This window comes from Bradyrhizobium iriomotense (genome assembly GCF_030160715.1).
Classification (GTDB): Bacteria; Pseudomonadota; Alphaproteobacteria; order Rhizobiales; family Xanthobacteraceae; genus Bradyrhizobium; species Bradyrhizobium iriomotense.
On record NZ_BSOW01000031.1, the window covers coordinates 1 to 17,712 of the forward strand.

Here is a 17,712-nt window from a genome sequence, read left to right on the forward strand (position 1 = left end):
CGCGCTCGAGCTCGTCGAGCGACACCTCGCCCGGACGCAACGGGCGCTCCAGCGTCTGCTCGATCAGCGTGCCCTGGGTCATCTCTTTTGCGGGTGCCGGCGCAGCCGCGGCCGGGGCTTCCGGCGCGAGCGGCGGCGCGTCGGCCACGGGAGCACTACCCGCTGCCATTGCCGCCATGCCCTGCTCGACCATCGCTTCCAACTTGTCGATGAGGTCGCGGTCGGCGCCCTCGGGCTCGGCTTCGGTCGCCTCGAGCCCAGCCAGAATCTCCTTGATGCGGTCGATCGACGACAGGATCACCGTCACCGCCTCGGCGGTGACCGGCATGCCGTCGCGGAATTTGCCCATCAGGGTCTCGCCGGCATGCGCCAGCGCTTCGAGCCGCGGCAATCCCAGAAAGCCGCAAGTGCCCTTGATCGTATGAACGAGGCGGAAGATGTTATCCAGGATCTTGGCGTTGTTCGGCTCCTGCTCGAACTTCACCAGCTGATTGTCGACGGTGTCCAGGCTCTCGCTGGTCTCCGTCAAAAACTCCCGCAACAGATCATCCATGGATACGCCTTACCAACCTGGACTTCAGCGGAGGGTGTCGTTGCAACAACGGCTCCGCCTTCTCGACATCGACGCAACGTCTCTCCTCAATCGTTAGACATCGCATTTCACGGCCGCGTTAATTTCGACCTCCGTGCTAATACGGATATTGAAGACAACTTTGTCGTTTGGCGCTGCGCCCTGGCAACGTTCGGCAAATCGGGCGCAGGCGTCGCTGGCAATGACGCAAACAGTCGGCGCGCCGCGCGTCGCGGGACACCCCGCAAAAGAAAGCCTCGGCGGTGAAAGGCGCTATGCCGGCGCCGCGCGGATTGAATCAAATCATCCGCATCCGTCATCTCCGGTAAGGCCGACGATTGCTGCCCCGACCGCGATGCATGCGGAGGCCGTTTGCGGTAAACAGACCCTTACCCGAAGAGCGCATCGAGCGAGTCCGCGCTAACCCAATCGCGCGACCGGCAGGGATTTGCCGGCGTGGTCTTCCGACAGGCGCTCATTGATGACAGCAAGCAGCGCCGCCGGCGTGAACGGCTTGCGCAGGCAGCCGGACATCGCGATCAGCGGAATGCCCGGTGCGCTTCGCAGGAGATGCGGATCGATTTGAAGCCGCGCATGTGCGGCATGAAGACGTCGACGATAATCAGGCCAAATCGTCCGTGCTCGAGGGCGCGAGCCCGACTTCAGCGCTCTCGGCGATCGTCCCGAAAATTATTCCGCGCGAGGCGCCTGTCCTCCAACGTGTATATAGACCAATACACAACTTATATTGTATTGTGGAGATCAGCCGTGCAACAGCGCCACGATACGCAGCGCGCGGCGTGACGACGAACCGCAGCGCCGGATTGATTTCGCATGACTGCAAGCGGTCGCCCGCCCAATCAATTGCTCAGGACGCTCGATGCAGCAGACTTCAAGCTGCTGGAGCCTCATCTTGCGACCGTCGAGCTGATCAGGGAGATGTCCCTGGGCGTGGACGGAGTTCGGCCGAAGCAGGTCTACTTTCCGCTTGGCGGCGCGGTCTCGATGACGGTCAACCTCGCAGACGGTCAGACGATCGAGGTGGCGACGCTGGGCCGCGACGGTGTCGTCGGCAGCGCCGCGGCACTGGCCGGCTGTACTGCGCTGGCGGACGCGGTCGTGCTGTTTCCGGGCACAGCCGTGAGCCTGGACTGCATCGCGTTTCGGGACATCGCCGACAGAAGGCCGAACTTTCGTCGCCTGATGGTCCGGCACGAACAGGCGCTGCTGGCCCACGCGCAACAATCCGTGCTCTGCAACACGCTGCACCCGGTCGAGGCCAGAGTTGCGCGCTGGCTGCTGCGCGCCCGCGACCTCTGCGACAGCGGAACCGTTCCACTGACACAGGAGCTGCTGGCGCAAATGATCGGCGTTCGACGCAACGCGATCTCGCTGGTGGCGCATTCGCTACAGCGGGCCGGCATCATCCGCTACAGCCGCGGCCACATCGAAATCACGGACTCCCATGCGTTGGAGGCAACATGCTGTGCGTGTTACGGCGCGGTGAAAAATGTCTATGCACGGCTGCTGGTATCCGCTCCGTGAGCCGGCAGGGTGCGTCGTGCTGACGCAACGCGATGTGCATGCCGACGTGCACAAGCCGCGCGCGGCGTGCAGGACGCTATATGCCCAATTGCCAACATATCCCGGAAGGCACATGATGCGCGCCATAGACCCGTGCGAGGGATGGCGAATGCGGGTCGGCGCTTCGCCGGCTGGGAAAGACGGGAGGCAGTTATGGAAACGATGGTGCGTCCATCCAATGGTTTCCTGTCTGCGCTGTCGGCGGACGATTATGATTTAATCCGCCCGCACCTACGCATCACCGATCTGCCCCATGAGGCCGTGCTGGTGGAGGCGGGCGAAACGCTCAAGCGCGCGTACTTCCTTCATCGCGGGGTGATCTCGCTGGTCGTGGAACTCGCTAAGGGCGAGCATGTGCAGGTCGCCATGATCGGCCGCGACAGCCTGCTCGGAACATTTTCGGCGATGGGCGATGCGAGCGCGCTGAACCGCGCGGTGGTGCTCATCGGCGGCACGGCCTCGGTGATGGATCTCGACCGGTTGCGCGCGGCGGCCGATCAGAGTTCCTCCTTAAGGACCATGCTGACGCGCCACGGGCTTGCAGTCTATGCGCAGGTCCAGCAGACCGCCGGCTGCAACGCCGCCCATCCCGTGGAGTCGCGGCTGTCGCGATGCCTGTTGCAGATCCACGACCTGTCGGGCGATGTCAGGCTGCTGCTGACCCAGGAAAACCTCGCTCAGATGATCGGCGCGCGGCGCAATAGTGTCTCGCTGGTCGCCAACACGCTGCAACAGGCCAATTTCATCCACTACAGCCGCGGCCACATCCAGATCAACAATCTCGACGGGCTGCGCCAGACCGCGTGCGAATGCTACGCCACGGTGAAGGCCCAGTACGACCGGCTGCTTGGATCGCGATGATCCGCTGCCCGCAGCCGCCGCCCGATCATCCGTGGTGTCGCCAGGCATGAAATTTACACGGCGTAGACATTCAGCCGCTAGAACCGCCTCATGCGCGAAGCTGCCGCCCTGCTGTCTGCCGAACCTTCCCTCGCCGCCGAGCCGGCATGGGATCCCCGTGCATTCCAGGCGCTGGCGCGCGAGATCGGAGCGGACGGAGCCGGCGAGGTCCGCGCCGTGTTCTGGAGCGAGACCGATGCGCGCCTGAAGCTGTTCGGCGATCTCCCGCTCGCGCAGCAGCGCGCTCGGATCGAGCGCGAAGCCCACTCGCTGAAGAGCGCGGCGCGCACCTTCGGCTATCAGTGGCTCGCAGCGCTCGCCCAGCAGCTCGAGCAAAACGCGACGGCGCTCGACGACGCCTCCTATCGCAAGCTGCTGGACGCAATGGCGAAAGCCTACGCCGCGGCGCGCGACGAGGACGCCTGATCCCCCGCGAAAAACCCCGCCGTACTTCTACGGCTTGGGATTTTCACCGATGGCTAATCATAGATGGCGATAGTCGCGCGAGACCAGGAGGGTTTCCATGTTCACCTATGAAACCGCGGACCAGAAGGAAGTCCGCCGCTTCCGCATCGCTCAGTTCAACGGCCGCATGGCGACGGTGAAATCGGGCGAGGAGACGGTGACCGGCTTCGTGCGCTCCGTGCTGGAACAGGAATCGAGCATCCCGCAGCGCTGGACCATCACGATCATCCCGACCGCGCCGAAGGACGAGATAAAGCCGCTGCGTCCGGGCTCGCGCCTGCGCCCCTTCGCGGACGACTATTACTGAGACGACCCGGCAGCCGACCCGTCACAGCCCGCCTCAATCGATCGAATGCAGGAGCGCCGCGCGGACCAGATCCGCGGTGTTGCGCGCGCCGAGCTTGCGCATCGCCTCCGCGCGATGGCTCTCGAAGGTCCGCGGGCTGATCTGCATTCGCAGCGCGCCCTGCTTGTTCGAATAGCCTTCGCTGATCAGCCGCAGCACCTCGCGTTCGCGCCTGGTCAACCGCTTCGAGCCATGCGAGCCGGAGAGTTCGCTGCCGGCCGCGCGCAAGGCGAGCGGCGCGCGTCCGGCCTTCGCCTCGCTGTCGTCGATCCCCGACGCTCCGTTCCGCGGCCCGCCGCCGAGTTGCTTGACCAGCGCGCAGACGCGCTCGGTCTGCGCCAGCGCATTCTCGACCACGCGCTGCAAATAGGCGCGATCGGCGGCGATCGGCGAAAGCTGGTCACTGTGATGCTTGATCTCGCCCATGTAGAGGAGAAGGGCGGTCAGGGGGCCGTTCAGCTCGCGGGCGATCGCAGTGGCGGTCTCCTCGGAAGCCTTGGCACGGACGGCGTTCAATCGGGCGGGATCGAGCTCTTCGTGCGGAGAAGTGCTGCTTTCGTACCAAGCCGACGATCGCGAATCAGCGACCGGATCATTCTGATGCACCATGTGATTCGTTTAGCGGAACCCGGGGCGAATCGTGGTTAACTTTCTGTTCCGTAAGACTACGGTGATTTTGGCGGTTTTGCGCTAAATCCCGGGCGGCGGCACAAGTCATGCTTGCTGTGGTGCCCAGCGGACCGCGCGTCGGTTGCAAAACCTGCCCAAATCTCAGGCATCCCTGGAAACCCGCCTTAACGTCAGGGCTGGCAGTGCACGGCCGTGCCGTACGACTTTACCAATTAATTAACAGTGACTTGCTTCTCTGGAGCACAGTTGAGAGCGCGCAAATGCCTCCACGCGACGAACCAGTGCCAGTTCCGGAAAAGTTGCGGAAAATTGCGTGCCATGAACGAGGTCAATCAGCTCTGGGAATTCCTGCAGCGGCTCACGCCGCTGTCGCGGAGCTGTCTGCTCAGCGAGCTTGAGCGGCTGGAGCTGTGCGGCATCGACATGCCGGGCTCGGCCGACATCCAGTCGAAGCTGCGCGCCGAATTCCGCAAGGACGGCTCGAGTCAGGCGCGCGCCACCAATCCATCGCGCTCCTTTTTCGCGCCGCTCGAGCTGCTTCTGATGGACGGCGCGCCCGAGCACGCCAATATGGGGCGGATCTCGCGCAACACGCTGACGCCGATCTGGGAGTGGATCTGCCGCGACCTGCTGCCGACCATGGCGCGCGACTACATCAAGGCGATCAACGACCACGTCGCCGCCAATAACCCGAAGGACGTGCAGAAGACCGCGACCGCGTTCCAGATCAAGGTCGTCAAGGTCCTCGAGAACACGCTCGCCTCGCCCGACGGCACCGAACTCGCCCGCGCCAAGCTCGGGCAATACACCGCCTCGCGCTTCGCCTTCGACGACGTGACCAAGATGCTGCAGGTCCTGCGCGCGAACGCCGCGCTGGCGAAGTTCAACGAGAAGCTGCCCGAGAAAATCTCGAACTTCGACGACGGCCAGGTGACGCAAATCACCACGCGACTCGACGCCTTCAGGAAGACCAGTCCCGAGGCCCTGCCCTTTGCGCTGGCGCTGGTGGCGCTGCGGCTGAAGACGCCCTGGCAGCTGATCCGCCTCGCCACCAAGGCCGCGCCGACCAAAACCGCGGCCGATATCGCGGCCACGCCCTATGCCATCACGGTTCCGATGGTGCTCGACCGGCTCGACGACAAGCGCCTGGCACTCCGGGTCGCGCTCAAGCACAACCGGGTGCTGATCGCGCGCGACCTGCTCGCCGATATCTATGACACCGAATATGCGCTCAAGGTCCGCATCGACGAGATCGAGCCATCCGAGTGGGGCATCCGCCTCCAGCAATTGATGGACGCGATCGCCGAGCTCGTTGCCGCCGAGGTCAGCCGCTTCCCGGCCAATGTCGGCCACATCCTCGGCTCGCGCCGCCTGCGCAACCATGACTCGCTCGCGGGCAAGCTGACCTATCTCGCCTGGAAGGGTCGCGACGCCATGCAGGACGGCGCGGCGGCGTTCCGGAAGCTGATCGGGCAAACCTAAATTGTGGCTAGTCCCGCCGAGCGGGCGGCAGGCTGAGGAAGCGGTCGAGAAATCGTCCCGACAGCACGAACCAGAACCACCATGCCATCATACGCTGCGTCGTCATCGCTGCGATCCATTGGACGGCCCACCACCGATTGCCTGCATCAATAGCGGAGGCGCGCGAAGACGCATGTGATGTAGTTCACACTTGCCCTGGGCGGACAGCCGCCGCCAGACGTGACGGTCATGGAACCCTCACCCCGGCTCGGAAGTTTTTTCGCAAAACAACCCCATACAAAGGAGGGGGGCGACCTCAAAGGAAGGGCTTCCGCCATGACCCTGTCCCATGTCGACCCGGTCTCGCTGCCCGACAGCGAGCACCAGATTCAGCTGCGCCGTGCCGTGATCGCCTCCACCATCGGCACCGCCATCGAGTGGTACGATTTCTTCCTCTACTCGACCGTCACCGGCCTCGTTTTCGCAAAACTGTTCTTTCCGCATTCCGATCCGTGGGTCGGCACGCTCGAGGCCTTCGCAATCTACGCCGTCGGCTTCGTCGCCCGTCCCGTCGGCGCGGCCATTTTCGGCCATTATGGCGACCGTATCGGCCGCAAATCGACGCTGATCGCGACGCTTTTGCTGATGGGGCTCGCCACCTTCGCGGTGGCGCTGGTCCCGACCTATGAGAGCATCGGGATCTGGGGCGCGGTCCTCCTGACGGTGCTGCGCTTCATCCAGGGCGTGGGCGTCGGCGGCGAATGGGGCGGCTCGGTGCTGATGTCGATGGAATGGGCACGCAACGATCACTCGCGCGGCCTGATTGCCTCCTGGCCGCAATTCGGCGTGCCCTGCGGGCTGTTCCTGGCAAACCTCGCCGTGCTCGCCTTCAGCCAGATGTCCGGCGAGCAGTTCTTGTCCTGGGGCTGGCGCGTGCCCTTTGCGCTGAGCCTCGTCCTGGTGGGCGTAGGCCTCTACATCCGGCTCGGCATCATGGAAACGCCGGTGTTCTCGAAGCTGGTCGCCGAGCGAAAAGTCGAGCGCACGCCGATGCTGCAAGTGATCAAGGAGCATCCGAAGGAGATCCTGCTGTCGGCCTTCGCGCGGATGGCCGAGCAGGCGCCGTTCTACATCTTCACCGCCTTCATATTCGCCTACGGCATCAAGACGCTGAACGTCTCGCGCGACTTCCTGCTCACCGCGGTGCTTGCCGCCTCGGTGCTGTCCTTCGTCTCGATCCCGCTGTTCGGGCATCTGTCCGACCGCATCGGGCGCAAGACCATGTACATGATCGGCGCGGCCGTGACCGGCGTGTTCGGCTTCATCTATTTCCGCATGCTCGGCACCGGATCGGAGCCGATCATCTTCCTCGCCATCATCCTGTCGCTGATCCCGCATGACATGATGTACGGCCCGCAGGCCGCGCTGATCGCCGAAAGTTTCACCGGCCGGCTGCGCTACAGCGGCGCCTCGCTCGGCTATCAGCTCGCCTCGGTGATCGCCGGCGGACCGGCGCCGCTGATCGCAGCCTGGCTGTTCGGTACCTTCCAGTCGGCGACCGCGATCGCCGCCTATGTCGCGCTGTGCGCCGTGATCAGCCTGATCGCGACCGCGGCGATGACCGACTACACCGGCAAGAACATTTCTGGCGAATACAGGGCGGGCTGAGGCGATAACGAAGATATAAGTCCCGTCATCCGGAGGTGCGAGACTTGCGGTGCACGCACCGCAAGTCGAGCCTCGAAGGATGAACGGCCCCGCTGCAGCCGGGCCGTCGCCCTTCGAGGCTCGCTTCGCGAGCACCTCAGAGTGACGGATCACGTAGGAGAAGGACCTCGCAAATGAGATCTATGAGAGCGACGTTGACGATGGCTGCATTGCTGGCCGGCGCTTTGGCAATCAAGTCCGCGGCCATTGCGCAGACTGCGCCGCCGCCGGAGAGCGCCGCGCCGACTGCCGACAATGCCGTCATGCTCACGGTGTTCCTCAAGCACGACCAGTCGCGCCCGCTGAACGAGCTGAATGCCCAGCTCGAAAAGCAGGGCTACTACAAATCCTTCCCGCCAGCGGGCGTCGAGGTGGTCAGCTGGTACGTGATGATGGGCGTCGGCCAGGTGGTCACGCTGCGCCTGCCGGCTTCGCGGCTGCGCGAGGTCAACCGCATCATCGAGGACAGCGCATGGGGGCCTTACCGCACCGAGTTCTATCCGACCTACGACTATAAGGCGGTCGGCATGGCGCGGCACGACAAGGCTGCCGGCAACTGATACCGGCGTTATCGAATGAGGCGACATCGCGCGCGGTGTCGCCTGATCGCTGGGTCAGGCGAGTTGCCGCTTCGCGTGCACGGCGCGGCGGATATCGCAACGATTGCAGCACCGCATGCTCGCCAGAGTTGCGAGTGTGAAATCTCCTTCAACAGGATCCGTACAATTTTACATATGATGAGGGCTTTAACGTTACCCAAATAATTCAACAATGAAGCTGAAGCTCTCCACATTTGAAGCCTCACCCGCCGTTATGAAGCTGTCACGGAACGGGGAGAGGTGTGCGATGGACGAAGGGCTGGGCGAGCTCGCCGGACGGAAGACTGTAACCTTCGGACGGCGGAAAGTGACGCCGCGCGCCTGCGTGGCGGACGGCAAGCGGCACCTGCGTGCCTTCATGAGCGAGGTGCTGGAGGATCTCGGCTTCGTCACCAGCGAATGCGGCAATGCCGACGAGCTGCAAGGCGTGCTCGCCGCAGAGCTGCCGGACCTGATCCTGCTCGGCATCGCCGCCGACGGCATCGAGCCGGGCAAATTCCTGGAGACGCTGGTGCGCGAGGAGTTTGGCGGCAAGGTGCTGGCCGTCGGCGCGCGCGAGTCGATCATCGTCAAGGCGGTGCAGCAGGTCGGCGAGGAATATGGGCTTGCCATGCTGCCGCCGCTGACGACGCCCTTTGCCGCCGAGACGCTGCGCGACCGCATCGCAACGCTGCTGCCGGACGAGCCGGCGCCGAGTCCGGCCGTGCATGTCGGCGAAGCCCTGCATGCGGGCTGGCTCGAGCTCTGGTACCAGCCGAAGATCGATGCGCGCACGCTGATCCGCTGCGGCGCCGAGGCGCTGGTGCGGATGCGGCACCCGACCTGGGGCGTGGTGCCGCCGGCCTATTTCATTCCCGAAGAGCACGATCCGCACTTCCGCGAATTGTCCGAGTTCGTGATCGAACGCGTGTTGCAGGACTGGCACTATCTCGTGGAGCGGCAGAGCCCGGTCGATCTCTCGATCAACCTGCCGGGGTCGTTCCTGTGCGAGCCGCAAGCCGTGCGCGATCTCTGCCGGCGCATGCCCGCGCATCCCGCCTTCGGCGGGCTGACGATCGAGATCGAGAGCTCCGAAGTGATCCGCGATCTCGACCTGCTGCTCGACGTCGCCTCCGAGGTGCGCTTTCACAACATCGGGCTCGCGATCGACAACATTGGCACCAACTGGCCGGAGCTGATGGGCCTCGACCGCTTTCCCTTCGTCAAGCTCAAGGCCGACCGCCACTTCGTCACCAGCAGCAGCAATGATGCCCTGAAGCGCAACGTGTGCCGCCACATCGTCGAGCTCGCCCGGGATTACGGCGCGCGCAGCGTCGCCGAAGGCGTTGAGACCCGCGCCGACCTCGTCGCCGCCAACGAGATCGGCTTTGACCTCGTACAGGGCTACCTGTTCGGCAAGCCGATGCCGCTGAAGAAATTTGCGAGGAGCGCGCTCACAAGGACCGTGATGGGACAGGGGTGAGGCGGCGGAAGCCGCATGTCAGGCCCCGCCCCTGAGCGACGGTGCGGCGCCATGGCTGCGACGGTGGACGATGCTCCGGTCCAGCGCTTGCCAGTCCCAGGCGATGCCGAGACCCGGCTGATCGGAGGGGATCGCCTTGCCGTTCTCGATGCGGATTGGCGAGGACGTCACGAGATCGAGCTGCGGGATATATTCGAGCCAGCGGCTGTTGGGTACGGCGCAGCACAGGCCGAGATGGATCTCCATCAGGAAGTGCGGGCACACCGGCACATTGAAGGCCTCGGCCATATGCGCAACCTTGAGCCATGGCGTGATACCGCCGATACGGCCGACGTCGACCTGCACGATCGAGCATGCGCCGGCTTCGAGATAGTCCTTGAATTGCGATAGCGAGTACATCGACTCGCCCACCGCGATGGGCACCGTCGTCGATTGCGCGATGCGGCGGTGGCCGCCTACGTCGTCAGCATGAATCGGCTCCTCGAACCAGGCGACGTCGAGTGTCTCGTAGTGACGCGCACGACGAATGGCCTCGTCGAGCGAGAAGCCCTGGTTGGCGTCGGTCATGATCTCCCAGCCTCGGCCGACCTTGTCGCGCACAGCCGAGAGACGCTTCACGTCTTCTGCCACGTGTGGGCGGCCGACCTTGACCTTGGTCCCGCCGAAGCCGCGCTCCTTCGCCTGCACAGCTTCGTCGACGAGCTCGGCCTCGTCCATATGAAGCCAGCCGCCCTCGGTGTAGTAGAGGTCGATCCCGCTCTTGGCGCCGCCAGCGAGACGATGGAGCGGCAGGCCCGCCTTGCGGGCACGCAGGTCCCAGAGTGCCGTGTCGATGGCGGCGAGCGCGATCGAGGTGATGGCACCAACGGCCGTGGCGTGGACGCGAAAGAAAAGTGCGCGCCACAGCCCCTCGATCTCTTCGGCCTCGCGACCGATCAGGACGGGGGCGAGATGGTCGTCGATCAGCTTGCAGACTGAAGAGCCGCCGGTTCCGATGGTGTAGGCGTAACCCACGCCGATGGCGCCATCGGCATCGGTGATGCGGACCATCGGCGTCTCCTGCAGCTCGAAACTCTGCACCGCGTCGGTGCGTTTGACCTTGGGCTTGAGGTCCGCCTGCATCACTTCGACGGATACGATCCTGGCCATGCGCTCCTCACTTCCGATGTTCTTGTTCAGTGTTCTTGAGGTTGGTCCGCGTCCCAGCCGTTGTAGCACAAGGATGGGTTAGCTCTTCGCGAAACCCATCATCGTCGAAAAAGGAGTGGTGGGTTTCGCTCTGCTGAACCCATCGAGCAAGAGTTTTGCAGGGTGCGCGCCGACGCGGACGGTGATGGGACAAGGGTGAGGCGGCAGCCTTACGCAAACCGCCGGGCAAACGCGACGCAGACTACCACCAGCGCGGTTGCAGCCACCATCGTCCACGCGACTGGCTCGTGCAGGACGAGGCCGGCCAGCGCGAGGCCGAAGAAGGGTTGAAGCTGTTGCAGCTGGCCGATGCGAGCGATGCCGCCGATCGCAAGGCCGCGGTACCAGAACACGAAGCCGACGAACATGCTGAAGACGGAGACGTAGGCAAGGCCGACCCAGGCTGGCAGCGCGATGCCCTCCCATGTTGGCGGCAAGGACATGATCGCGACGGGCAGCATCAGCGGCAGCGCGAGGATGAGTGCCCATGAGATGACCTGCCAGCCGCCGAGCCGGCGCGAGAGCGTCGCGCCTTCGGCATAGCCGAGGCCGCAGAGCAGGATCGCGGCCACCATCAGGAGATCGCCGGTGAGCGAGCCCGCGCCGCCGCCAGACAGCGCAAAACCCGCAACCGTCGTGCTGCCGAGGATCGAGAACAGCCAGAACAGAGGGCGCGGCCGCTCGCCGCCGCGCAGCACGGCGAAGACGGCGGTCGCCAAAGGCAACAGGCCGACGAAGACGATCGAATGCGCCGAGGTGATGTGCTTCAGCGCCAGCGCGGTCAGTAGCGGGAAGCCGATCACGACCCCCAGCGAAACGATGGCGAGCGAGGCAATATCCTTGCGCGCGGGCCGCGCCTGACGAAGCAGGGCCAGCAGGGCCGCGCCCAGCAGCGCTGCGATCACCGCGCGCGCCGAGGTCAGGAAGGTTGCGGAAAAGCCGTCGACCGCGACGCGCGTCGCCGGCAGCGAGCCGCTGAAGATGACGACGCCCAGAAGACCATTCCCCCATCCATTGCCGGCCGCTTGCATGTCGCCTCGCTTTCCTCATCAAGGACCCTGGCCCCTGGGCGGTGGCAAAACCAGCGACAATCCCATACAATCTGGCCAAACTGTATCGGTATGGAAGCCCACACACTTGGACGATCCCTTGGACGATCCCTTGGACGAAACGACGCAAACCAGAGGCCGCGGCGGGGCGCGCACCACGGACGTGATGAGCGCGATCCGCGCCAAGGTCGCAGGCCGCGCGCTTGGCCCCGGCGACCGCCTGCCCTCGATCCGCAAGCTCGCCGCGACCATGGCCGTTTCGCCCTCCACCGTGGTGGAAGCCTATGATCGCCTGGCCGCCGAAGGATTGATCCGGGCGCGTCGCGGCTCGGGTTTCTATGTCGCGGCGACCACGATGCCGCCGCTCGCGCTCGCCGACGTCGAGCCGCGCCGCGACCGCGCGGTCGATCCGTTCTGGGTCTCGCGGCAATCGCTCGATGCCGATGCAGCCGTGCTCAAGCCCGGCTGTGGCTGGCTGCCGGCGGACTGGATGCCGGAGGCGGCCTTGCGCCGCGCCTTTCGCGCGCTCGCCCGCAGCGATGACAGCCTGCTTGCCGACTATGGCTCTACGCGCGGCTCGCTTGCACTGCGCCGGTACTTGCTGGCGCGCTTTGCCGAGGATGGCGTCGAGGCTTCGATCGACCAGCTCCTGCTCACGGGCTCGGGCACGCAAGCCACCGACCTCGTCTGCCGCTTCCTGCTGCGGCCCGGCGACACGGTGCTGGTCGATGATCCCTGCTACTTCAACTTTCGCGCGCTGCTGCGCGCGCATCAGGTGAAGATCGTGGGCGTGCCCTACACGCCGTCGGGCCCGGACGTCGCGCGTTTCGAAAAAATCCTCGCCGCGGAGCGGCCGCGCCTCTACATCACCAATTCCGCGCTCCACAACCCGACCGGCGCGACGCTGTCGCTGCAAACCGCGCATCGCGTGCTCCGCGCCGCCGCTGCACATGAGCTGGCGATCATCGAGGACGACATCTTTGCCGATCTCGAGCCCGAGCGCTCCCCGCGCCTCGCCGCGCTCGACGGCCTCACCAACGTCATCCGCATCGGCAGCTTTTCCAAGACGCTGTCGGCTTCGGTGCGCTGCGGCTATATCGCTGCACGGCCCGACTGGATCGAGCATCTCGTCGATCTCCAGGTCGCAACCAGCTTCGGCGGCCCGAGCCCGGTTGCGACCGAAGTGATTGCGAATGTGCTGGCGGGTGGCGGCTATCGCAAGCACATGGATGAACTCAGGCAAAAGCTCGCGCGCACCCGGCGCGACTTGGGGAGGAAGCTGGCGGCATTGGGCCTCGAGCCGTGGCTGATGCCGCGCGGCGGATTCTTCCTGTGGTGCCGTCTGCCTGACGGACTGGATTCGACGGACGTTGCGCGCGCGGCCCTGGCCGAGGACGTCGTGCTCGCGCCGGGCAACGTTTTCAGCGTGTCGCAGACGGCCTCAAGCTTCCTGCGCTTCAACGTCGCGCAATCGACCGAGCCGCGGATGTGGGACATGATGCGACGCGCGCTCGGCTCGAAGATGCGTCAGTAGGACTCGCCGATATTGCCGCAGCATCTACCGAAATACCGGTTGCTCAACAGTTCTCTCGCAACCTATGCTGCCCTACGAGGGTAGATCCTGAGCTTGTTCGCTTCGCGCGCGCCGGCGCTCTTGCATATTCAGCGGGATACCGGAGCGTAAATCGCAGGGATCTCGACGATGCCCGCTGGAATCATTCGTCTCCTGGTGACGGTCTTGTCGACGGGCGCGCTGGTCGCGCTCATCAACCAGGTTTTCCTCCTGCCGAAGACGATCGCCGAGGCGCGAAAGATCAATGCGGAAACGCATCAGATCCTGAAGGCATCCGACGACCTGGACGAAGCCGTGAAGGCGCGCGATCCACGGCTGCCCAACGGCTGGTTCGCGTTCGGCGATTCCTTCATCGACTATGAAATGGGCGTCGATGACCAGACGCAATACCATGGCAAGGCCAGCGGCTACATCAAATCGCGCAGACCGCCGCGAGGATTTGGCAGTCTCACGCAGGTCTTCAAGTCGGACAAATATCGCGGCGCCCGCCTCCAGGTGACCGCATTCGTCAAGACCGCAAATGTCCAAGGCTGGGCCGGCCTCTGGATGCGCGTCGATGGCGCCGAGAAAACGATCGTGATCGACAATATGCAGGACAGGCCCATCCGCGCGACCACCGGCTGGACGAAATACGCGGTCGTCCTGGATGTTGCCAGGGACAGCCGGAACATCGCGTTCGGTGTCCTCCTGGATGGCACAGGACAGGCCTGGATCGCCGATATCGAGTTCAAGGTCGTCGGCAAGGAGACTCCGCTGACGGGCGCTTCGCCGGCCTATCCGGACGAGCCGACCAACCTCGACTTCAGGACGTGAGGATCGGGTCTTGTCGCGATCGTGAGTGGCCGCGTCGCGATTGCGCCAAGATCGTCCGATGATCGTTGGCATGCCTTGGAGCTCAAGAGAGAGCGTCGCATGTCGCCACCGCACGCGCTGACCGCCATCCTTCCTTGCAACGATCTTGACGCCTCCGAGCGCTTCTACGAGCGGCTTGGCTTCACGCGCGTGGACGGCGACAGGCCGAAGGACGGTGATGACGACTATCGCATTCTCGGCGATCGAAAAGGCGGGCAGCTTCATCTGACCAGGGCCGTGGACGGATGGCTGATCCGGGGACGCAATCCTTTCGGGCTCTACCTCTATACGGAGGAGGTCGACGTGCTGGCGCGAGAGTTTGCGGGGGAATTGACCGAAAAGCGAGGGCCGGAGCACAAGCCGTGGGGAATGTACGAGTTCGCGCTGTCCGACCCCGACGAAACCCTGGTCCGGATCGGCTGGCCGTCGCGGCTCATGCCACCGCAGAGCTTGCGTCCGTAGGAGCGAAGATATTGCCGCAGCTAAACGCTTGCCGTAGGCAGGAGGCCGCTTCGCGACGGTCGCGAAACGCGACGTCCAGTTTTGCCAGATTATCCTTCTGGTCGCCGCCCGCATTGATCAGGATCTGGAGACGGTCTACGGCCTTCATCTTTTCCATGATCCGATCGAAGGCGGCCGCGGTACTGCCGCGTCCAGCGGCATGATCAAGCGCCGTCGTGATGCGGCCTGCGTTGAAGACGCGGGGCGACCAATGAAACCGTCTTCCGATCATTGGGTGTCGAACCGCGTGACGAGGCAATATGCCGCGATCTCACGCACCGTCCTGACCACACGCTGCTTTTTCGACATCGGGCACCGAGCATATCTCGCGTGCGCAAAAACTGCATCGGACAGCGCTTCAGATCCGTGCTACCTGGAGCGATGAAAGTACTTTTACTATTGGTTTTGCTCTTTGTCTGGGCTCCGGTCGCGGCTGAAAGCAGCCCTCCTGCGGCTCCGAAAGAGGATCCTTCCGTCCGGGATCAGATCAAGGCGGCTCGTGCGAGGGAAAAGGCCGACGAAGCGACTGGCCCGCAAGAGCGAGCCTGGGATCGCGACGCCGGCGGCAAGCGCCCCTGGAATCAGACCCGGGAGCCCCCGAAGTGATCCAGCGTCCTTGATCCCGCGTGCCGCAGCCGTTCAGCTATCTTCACAAGCACCGGACGGAATTCGAGCGCCTTGCACGGGCAAGGCTCGCCTCAGGGGAACTCGACGACAGCGTTGTCCTGCTCACAATGCTCTAAATTGAAACGAGCGTGTCCGACGTCGCCTTTGGCGCAACGCTTGCGGCGCGACGCTCAATTATTCGGCCGGGCAGCTTCGAAGAGAAAGCTCACCCGAAAGATCGGCCCCTCAGCACTGCGAACTTCGATGGCCAGGTCCCGGCCGTCGGCGGACGGCGCGAGGTCTGTCGTCGCATCGGCAAGAGACAGCGCAGCTTCGACTTCGGCGGCTCGCTGGTCGGCCAGATGCAGACCCTCTTCGTCCACGGAGAGTGCCTCGCCGTCCCTGATGTCGAAGTAATAACGCGGCACGAACAGCTCTCTATTCGGGGTGACTTCTCGGCTTGATCTCTCGCGCCAGTCGCTCTCTTTTCAAACGCTCGCGGTTGTCGTGAAGGGCCTGTTGCGCTTTCGCATAGTCGGTCATCGGTTTCTTCGTCTCGACCGGCTTGAAGGCCTTGTTGGCCTCGCGCAGGGCCCGCGTCGTCTTCGGGTGATCTTTCATCATGTCTGCCTCGATTGGTATGAGCGAGCGCGATCGGCGGGGGAATGCCGCATTAGACGCTCACACTCGCAACTAGTGCTCGATCGACTTGCCGCGCTTGGGACGGTCGACGCGAACGCGACTGAACTCCTCCGGCCCGTTGAGCAGATGCCGCTTGCGCGTGGCTCTATCCTCCGCCGTGGTCCTGGCATCGATCAAGCCGTCGATCGTGTCACCCGCCATTTCGCGAGCGCGCCGCTTCGGCCCCTTTTCGTTGCTCCTCGCAAGACCGTGTTCGACCAGACGGCGTACGGCCTCCGGCAGCGTGGGCTTGTCGGCCTGGTGCTTTGCCCATTTGACGATCGCCGCCCGCAACAGCGGAGCTGGCCGAAAGTCCATCGGCTGCTCAAGGCGTGTACGCTTATGTGATCTGGTTTTCATCAGCATCGCAGCCTGGTTTGACGAAGCAGGCCGCAGCGGCGACTTCGATTCCGCGCCGCCCGGCGGGAGATTGAGAGACTAACGGGCGACCGGCGCATCGGTTCCTGGGCATCACATCAGAGATCAACTAGACTGACGGCATGAAGAAGATCGGCTTTCTCTCGTTCGGGCACTGGACGCCCTCCCCGCAATCGCAGACCCGCTCGGCCGCGGATACGCTGCTGCAATCCATCGATCTGGCGGTGGCCGCCGAGGAGCTGGGCGCGGATGGAGCCTATTTCCGCGTCCATCATTTCGCGCGCCAGCTTGCCTCGCCCTTTCCGCTGCTGGCGGCGGTCGGCGCAAGGACGGGCCGTATCGAGATCGGCACGGCCGTCATCGACATGCGCTACGAAAATCCGCTCTACATGGCGGAGGACGCCGGCAGCGCCGATCTGATCGCCGGCGGGCGGCTGCAGCTCGGCATCAGCCGCGGCTCGCCCGAGCAGGTGATCGATGGCTGGCGCTATTTCGGCTATCAGCCGGCCGAGGGGCAGAGCGACGCCGACATGGGCCGGCGCCATGCCGAGATCTTCCTCGACCTCCTGCGCGGCGAGGGTTTTGCAAATCCCAATCCGCAGCCGATGTTTCCCAATCCGCCGGGCCTATTGCGCCTCGAACCCCATTCGGAAGGCCTGCGCGAGCGGATCTGGTGGGGCGCCGGCTCGAACGCCACCGCCGTCTGGGCCGCCAGGCTCGGCATGAACCTGCAAAGCTCGACGCTGAAGAACGACGAGACCGGCGAAGCCTTCCACGTGCAGCAGGCCGCCCAGATTCGCGCCTACCGCGCCGCCTGGAAGGAGGCCGGCCATACGCGCGAGCCGCGCGTCTCGGTCAGCCGCAGCATCTTCGCTTTGATCGATGATCGCGACCGCGCTTATTTCGGCAATGGGCGCGAGGAGCAGGACCAGATCGGCTTCATCGATCCGCGCACCCGCGCGATCTTCGGCCGCAGCTATGCCGCCGAGCCTGATGTCCTGATCGAGCAGCTGCGCAAGGACGAGGCCATCGCTGAAGCCGACACGCTGCTGCTGACCGTCCCCAACCAGCTGGGCGTCGCCTACTGCGCCCATGCGATCGAAGCGATCCTGAAGCACATAGCGCCGGCGCTCGGGTGGCGCTAGCGGCATCGCGCCTC

Annotated in this window: 20 protein-coding genes and 1 pseudogene; 12 read left to right on the top strand and 9 right to left on the bottom strand. The window is 64.4% G+C overall.

Features of this window, described 5'->3' with window-relative positions; all coding sequences use genetic code 11:
* On the bottom strand, window positions 1-553 hold a 553-nt coding region (locus QQL28_RS34095), incomplete at its 3' end, for an Hpt domain-containing protein (RefSeq protein ID WP_284272723.1).
* A gap of 438 nt (window positions 554-991) precedes the next feature.
* Window positions 992-1,313, bottom strand: a pseudogene (locus QQL28_RS34100) (response regulator).
* A gap of 122 nt (window positions 1,314-1,435) precedes the next feature.
* On the opposite strand from QQL28_RS34100, the gene QQL28_RS34105 reads away from it, so the two are divergent.
* The 4 genes from QQL28_RS34105 to QQL28_RS34120 all read left to right on the top strand — a co-directional run bounded on the left by QQL28_RS34105 (window position 1,436) and on the right by QQL28_RS34120 (window position 3,827).
* The gene (locus QQL28_RS34105) at window positions 1,436-2,116 is read left to right on the top strand and encodes a Crp/Fnr family transcriptional regulator (protein ID WP_348522541.1); all 681 of its coding nucleotides are present in this window, start codon (window positions 1,436-1,438) and stop codon (window positions 2,114-2,116) included.
* A 192-nt stretch (window positions 2,117-2,308) separates the two neighbouring features.
* A complete protein-coding gene (locus QQL28_RS34110) occupies window positions 2,309-3,016 on the top strand; it encodes a Crp/Fnr family transcriptional regulator (protein WP_284272727.1) in 708 nt (235 codons plus the stop codon).
* Window positions 3,017-3,106: 90 nt separating this feature from the next.
* Window positions 3,107-3,481, top strand: a complete 375-nt coding sequence (locus tag QQL28_RS34115; RefSeq protein ID WP_284272728.1) for an Hpt domain-containing protein — start codon at window positions 3,107-3,109, stop codon at window positions 3,479-3,481.
* 97 nt (window positions 3,482-3,578) lie between these two features.
* Window positions 3,579-3,827 carry a hypothetical protein gene (locus QQL28_RS34120; protein WP_284272730.1) on the top strand — a complete coding sequence of 83 codons (249 nt, stop codon included), beginning with the start codon at window positions 3,579-3,581 and terminating at the stop codon, window positions 3,825-3,827.
* Window positions 3,828-3,860: 33 nt separating this feature from the next.
* Here the strand turns inward: QQL28_RS34120 and QQL28_RS34125 are convergent, their stop codons facing one another.
* The gene (locus QQL28_RS34125) at window positions 3,861-4,475 is read right to left on the bottom strand and encodes a LuxR C-terminal-related transcriptional regulator (RefSeq protein WP_284272732.1); all 615 of its coding nucleotides are present in this window, start codon (window positions 4,473-4,475) and stop codon (window positions 3,861-3,863) included.
* A 339-nt stretch (window positions 4,476-4,814) separates the two neighbouring features.
* Here QQL28_RS34125 and QQL28_RS34130 point away from each other — a divergent pair, with 339 nt between their 5' ends.
* The 4 genes from QQL28_RS34130 (at window position 4,815) to QQL28_RS34145 (ending at window position 9,725) form a co-directional block, all read left to right on the top strand.
* Entirely contained in the window at window positions 4,815-5,978 is a 1,164-nt protein-coding gene (locus tag QQL28_RS34130; protein WP_284272734.1) for a hypothetical protein, read from the top strand.
* 315 nt (window positions 5,979-6,293) lie between these two features.
* Window positions 6,294-7,625: an MFS transporter gene (locus QQL28_RS34135; protein ID WP_284272736.1), complete on the top strand. Its 1,332-nt coding sequence runs from the start codon at window positions 6,294-6,296 to the stop codon at window positions 7,623-7,625.
* A gap of 182 nt (window positions 7,626-7,807) precedes the next feature.
* A complete protein-coding gene (locus QQL28_RS34140; protein ID WP_431309691.1) occupies window positions 7,808-8,224 on the top strand; it encodes a P-loop NTPase family protein in 417 nt (138 codons plus the stop codon).
* A 286-nt stretch (window positions 8,225-8,510) separates the two neighbouring features.
* A complete protein-coding gene (locus QQL28_RS34145; RefSeq protein ID WP_284272740.1) occupies window positions 8,511-9,725 on the top strand; it encodes an EAL domain-containing response regulator in 1,215 nt (404 codons plus the stop codon).
* An 18-nt stretch (window positions 9,726-9,743) separates the two neighbouring features.
* Here QQL28_RS34145 and QQL28_RS34150 read toward each other — a convergent pair whose 3' ends face one another.
* Together QQL28_RS34150 and QQL28_RS34155 are read right to left on the bottom strand one after the other, a co-directional pair.
* The gene (locus QQL28_RS34150; RefSeq protein WP_284272742.1) at window positions 9,744-10,874 is read right to left on the bottom strand and encodes a mandelate racemase/muconate lactonizing enzyme family protein; all 1,131 of its coding nucleotides are present in this window, start codon (window positions 10,872-10,874) and stop codon (window positions 9,744-9,746) included.
* Window positions 10,875-11,083: 209 nt separating this feature from the next.
* On the bottom strand, window positions 11,084-11,944 hold the full coding sequence (locus QQL28_RS34155) for a DMT family transporter (protein WP_284272744.1): 861 nt from the start codon (window positions 11,942-11,944) through the stop codon (window positions 11,084-11,086).
* A gap of 184 nt (window positions 11,945-12,128) precedes the next feature.
* On the opposite strand from QQL28_RS34155, the gene QQL28_RS34160 reads away from it, so the two are divergent.
* The 3 genes from QQL28_RS34160 to QQL28_RS34170 all read left to right on the top strand — a co-directional run bounded on the left by QQL28_RS34160 (window position 12,129) and on the right by QQL28_RS34170 (window position 14,849).
* On the top strand, window positions 12,129-13,496 hold the full coding sequence (locus QQL28_RS34160; RefSeq protein WP_284272945.1) for an aminotransferase-like domain-containing protein: 1,368 nt from the start codon (window positions 12,129-12,131) through the stop codon (window positions 13,494-13,496).
* 168 nt (window positions 13,497-13,664) lie between these two features.
* A complete protein-coding gene (locus QQL28_RS34165; protein ID WP_284272745.1) occupies window positions 13,665-14,348 on the top strand; it encodes a hypothetical protein in 684 nt (227 codons plus the stop codon).
* Window positions 14,349-14,447: 99 nt separating this feature from the next.
* The gene (locus tag QQL28_RS34170) at window positions 14,448-14,849 is read left to right on the top strand and encodes a VOC family protein (protein ID WP_284272747.1); all 402 of its coding nucleotides are present in this window, start codon (window positions 14,448-14,450) and stop codon (window positions 14,847-14,849) included.
* Here QQL28_RS34170 and QQL28_RS34175 read toward each other — a convergent pair.
* The 4 genes from QQL28_RS34175 to QQL28_RS34190 all read right to left on the bottom strand — a co-directional run bounded on the left by QQL28_RS34175 (window position 14,821) and on the right by QQL28_RS34190 (window position 16,493).
* Window positions 14,821-15,006: a hypothetical protein gene (locus tag QQL28_RS34175; protein ID WP_284272749.1), complete on the bottom strand. Its 186-nt coding sequence runs from the start codon at window positions 15,004-15,006 to the stop codon at window positions 14,821-14,823. The genes QQL28_RS34170 and QQL28_RS34175 overlap by 29 nt on opposite strands.
* 679 nt (window positions 15,007-15,685) lie before the next feature.
* Window positions 15,686-15,922 carry a DUF6894 family protein gene (locus QQL28_RS34180; protein ID WP_284272751.1) on the bottom strand — a complete coding sequence of 79 codons (237 nt, stop codon included), beginning with the start codon at window positions 15,920-15,922 and terminating at the stop codon, window positions 15,686-15,688.
* Between the two features lie 10 nt (window positions 15,923-15,932).
* Entirely contained in the window at window positions 15,933-16,115 is a 183-nt protein-coding gene (locus tag QQL28_RS34185) for a hypothetical protein (RefSeq protein WP_431309692.1), read from the bottom strand.
* A gap of 72 nt (window positions 16,116-16,187) precedes the next feature.
* Window positions 16,188-16,493, bottom strand: coding sequence for a hypothetical protein (locus QQL28_RS34190; protein WP_284272758.1), 306 nt, complete (start codon window positions 16,491-16,493; stop codon window positions 16,188-16,190).
* Between the two features lie 182 nt (window positions 16,494-16,675).
* Between QQL28_RS34190 and QQL28_RS34195 the strand changes: the two genes are divergently transcribed.
* On the top strand, window positions 16,676-17,698 hold the full coding sequence (locus QQL28_RS34195) for an LLM class flavin-dependent oxidoreductase (protein WP_284272760.1): 1,023 nt from the start codon (window positions 16,676-16,678) through the stop codon (window positions 17,696-17,698).
* Window positions 17,699-17,712 lie beyond the last annotated feature (14 nt).

What these genes read in the sequence shown, in the direction of transcription:
- QQL28_RS34195 (WP_284272760.1), top strand. Translation starts at nt 16,676, where the DNA reads ATGAAGAAGATCGGCTTTCTCTCGTTCGGGCACTGGACGCCCTCCCCG.
- QQL28_RS34175 (WP_284272749.1), bottom strand. Translation starts at nt 15,006, where the DNA reads ATGGAAAAGATGAAGGCCGTAGACCGTCTCCAGATCCTGATCAATGCG.
- QQL28_RS34145 (WP_284272740.1), top strand. Translation starts at nt 8,511, where the DNA reads ATGGACGAAGGGCTGGGCGAGCTCGCCGGACGGAAGACTGTAACCTTC.
- QQL28_RS34150 (WP_284272742.1), bottom strand. Translation starts at nt 10,874, where the DNA reads ATGGCCAGGATCGTATCCGTCGAAGTGATGCAGGCGGACCTCAAGCCC.
- QQL28_RS34125 (WP_284272732.1), bottom strand. Translation starts at nt 4,475, where the DNA reads ATGGTGCATCAGAATGATCCGGTCGCTGATTCGCGATCGTCGGCTTGG.
- QQL28_RS34115 (WP_284272728.1), top strand. Translation starts at nt 3,107, where the DNA reads ATGCGCGAAGCTGCCGCCCTGCTGTCTGCCGAACCTTCCCTCGCCGCC.
- QQL28_RS34120 (WP_284272730.1), top strand. Translation starts at nt 3,579, where the DNA reads ATGTTCACCTATGAAACCGCGGACCAGAAGGAAGTCCGCCGCTTCCGC.
- QQL28_RS34160 (WP_284272945.1), top strand. Translation starts at nt 12,129, where the DNA reads ATGAGCGCGATCCGCGCCAAGGTCGCAGGCCGCGCGCTTGGCCCCGGC.
- QQL28_RS34130 (WP_284272734.1), top strand. Translation starts at nt 4,815, where the DNA reads ATGAACGAGGTCAATCAGCTCTGGGAATTCCTGCAGCGGCTCACGCCG.
- QQL28_RS34155 (WP_284272744.1), bottom strand. Translation starts at nt 11,944, where the DNA reads ATGCAAGCGGCCGGCAATGGATGGGGGAATGGTCTTCTGGGCGTCGTC.
- QQL28_RS34190 (WP_284272758.1), bottom strand. Translation starts at nt 16,493, where the DNA reads ATGGACTTTCGGCCAGCTCCGCTGTTGCGGGCGGCGATCGTCAAATGG.
- QQL28_RS34165 (WP_284272745.1), top strand. Translation starts at nt 13,665, where the DNA reads ATGCCCGCTGGAATCATTCGTCTCCTGGTGACGGTCTTGTCGACGGGC.
- QQL28_RS34135 (WP_284272736.1), top strand. Translation starts at nt 6,294, where the DNA reads ATGACCCTGTCCCATGTCGACCCGGTCTCGCTGCCCGACAGCGAGCAC.
- QQL28_RS34110 (WP_284272727.1), top strand. Translation starts at nt 2,309, where the DNA reads ATGGAAACGATGGTGCGTCCATCCAATGGTTTCCTGTCTGCGCTGTCG.
- QQL28_RS34140 (WP_431309691.1), top strand. Translation starts at nt 7,808, where the DNA reads ATGAGAGCGACGTTGACGATGGCTGCATTGCTGGCCGGCGCTTTGGCA.
- QQL28_RS34170 (WP_284272747.1), top strand. Translation starts at nt 14,448, where the DNA reads ATGTCGCCACCGCACGCGCTGACCGCCATCCTTCCTTGCAACGATCTT.
- QQL28_RS34185 (WP_431309692.1), bottom strand. Translation starts at nt 16,115, where the DNA reads ATGAAAGATCACCCGAAGACGACGCGGGCCCTGCGCGAGGCCAACAAG.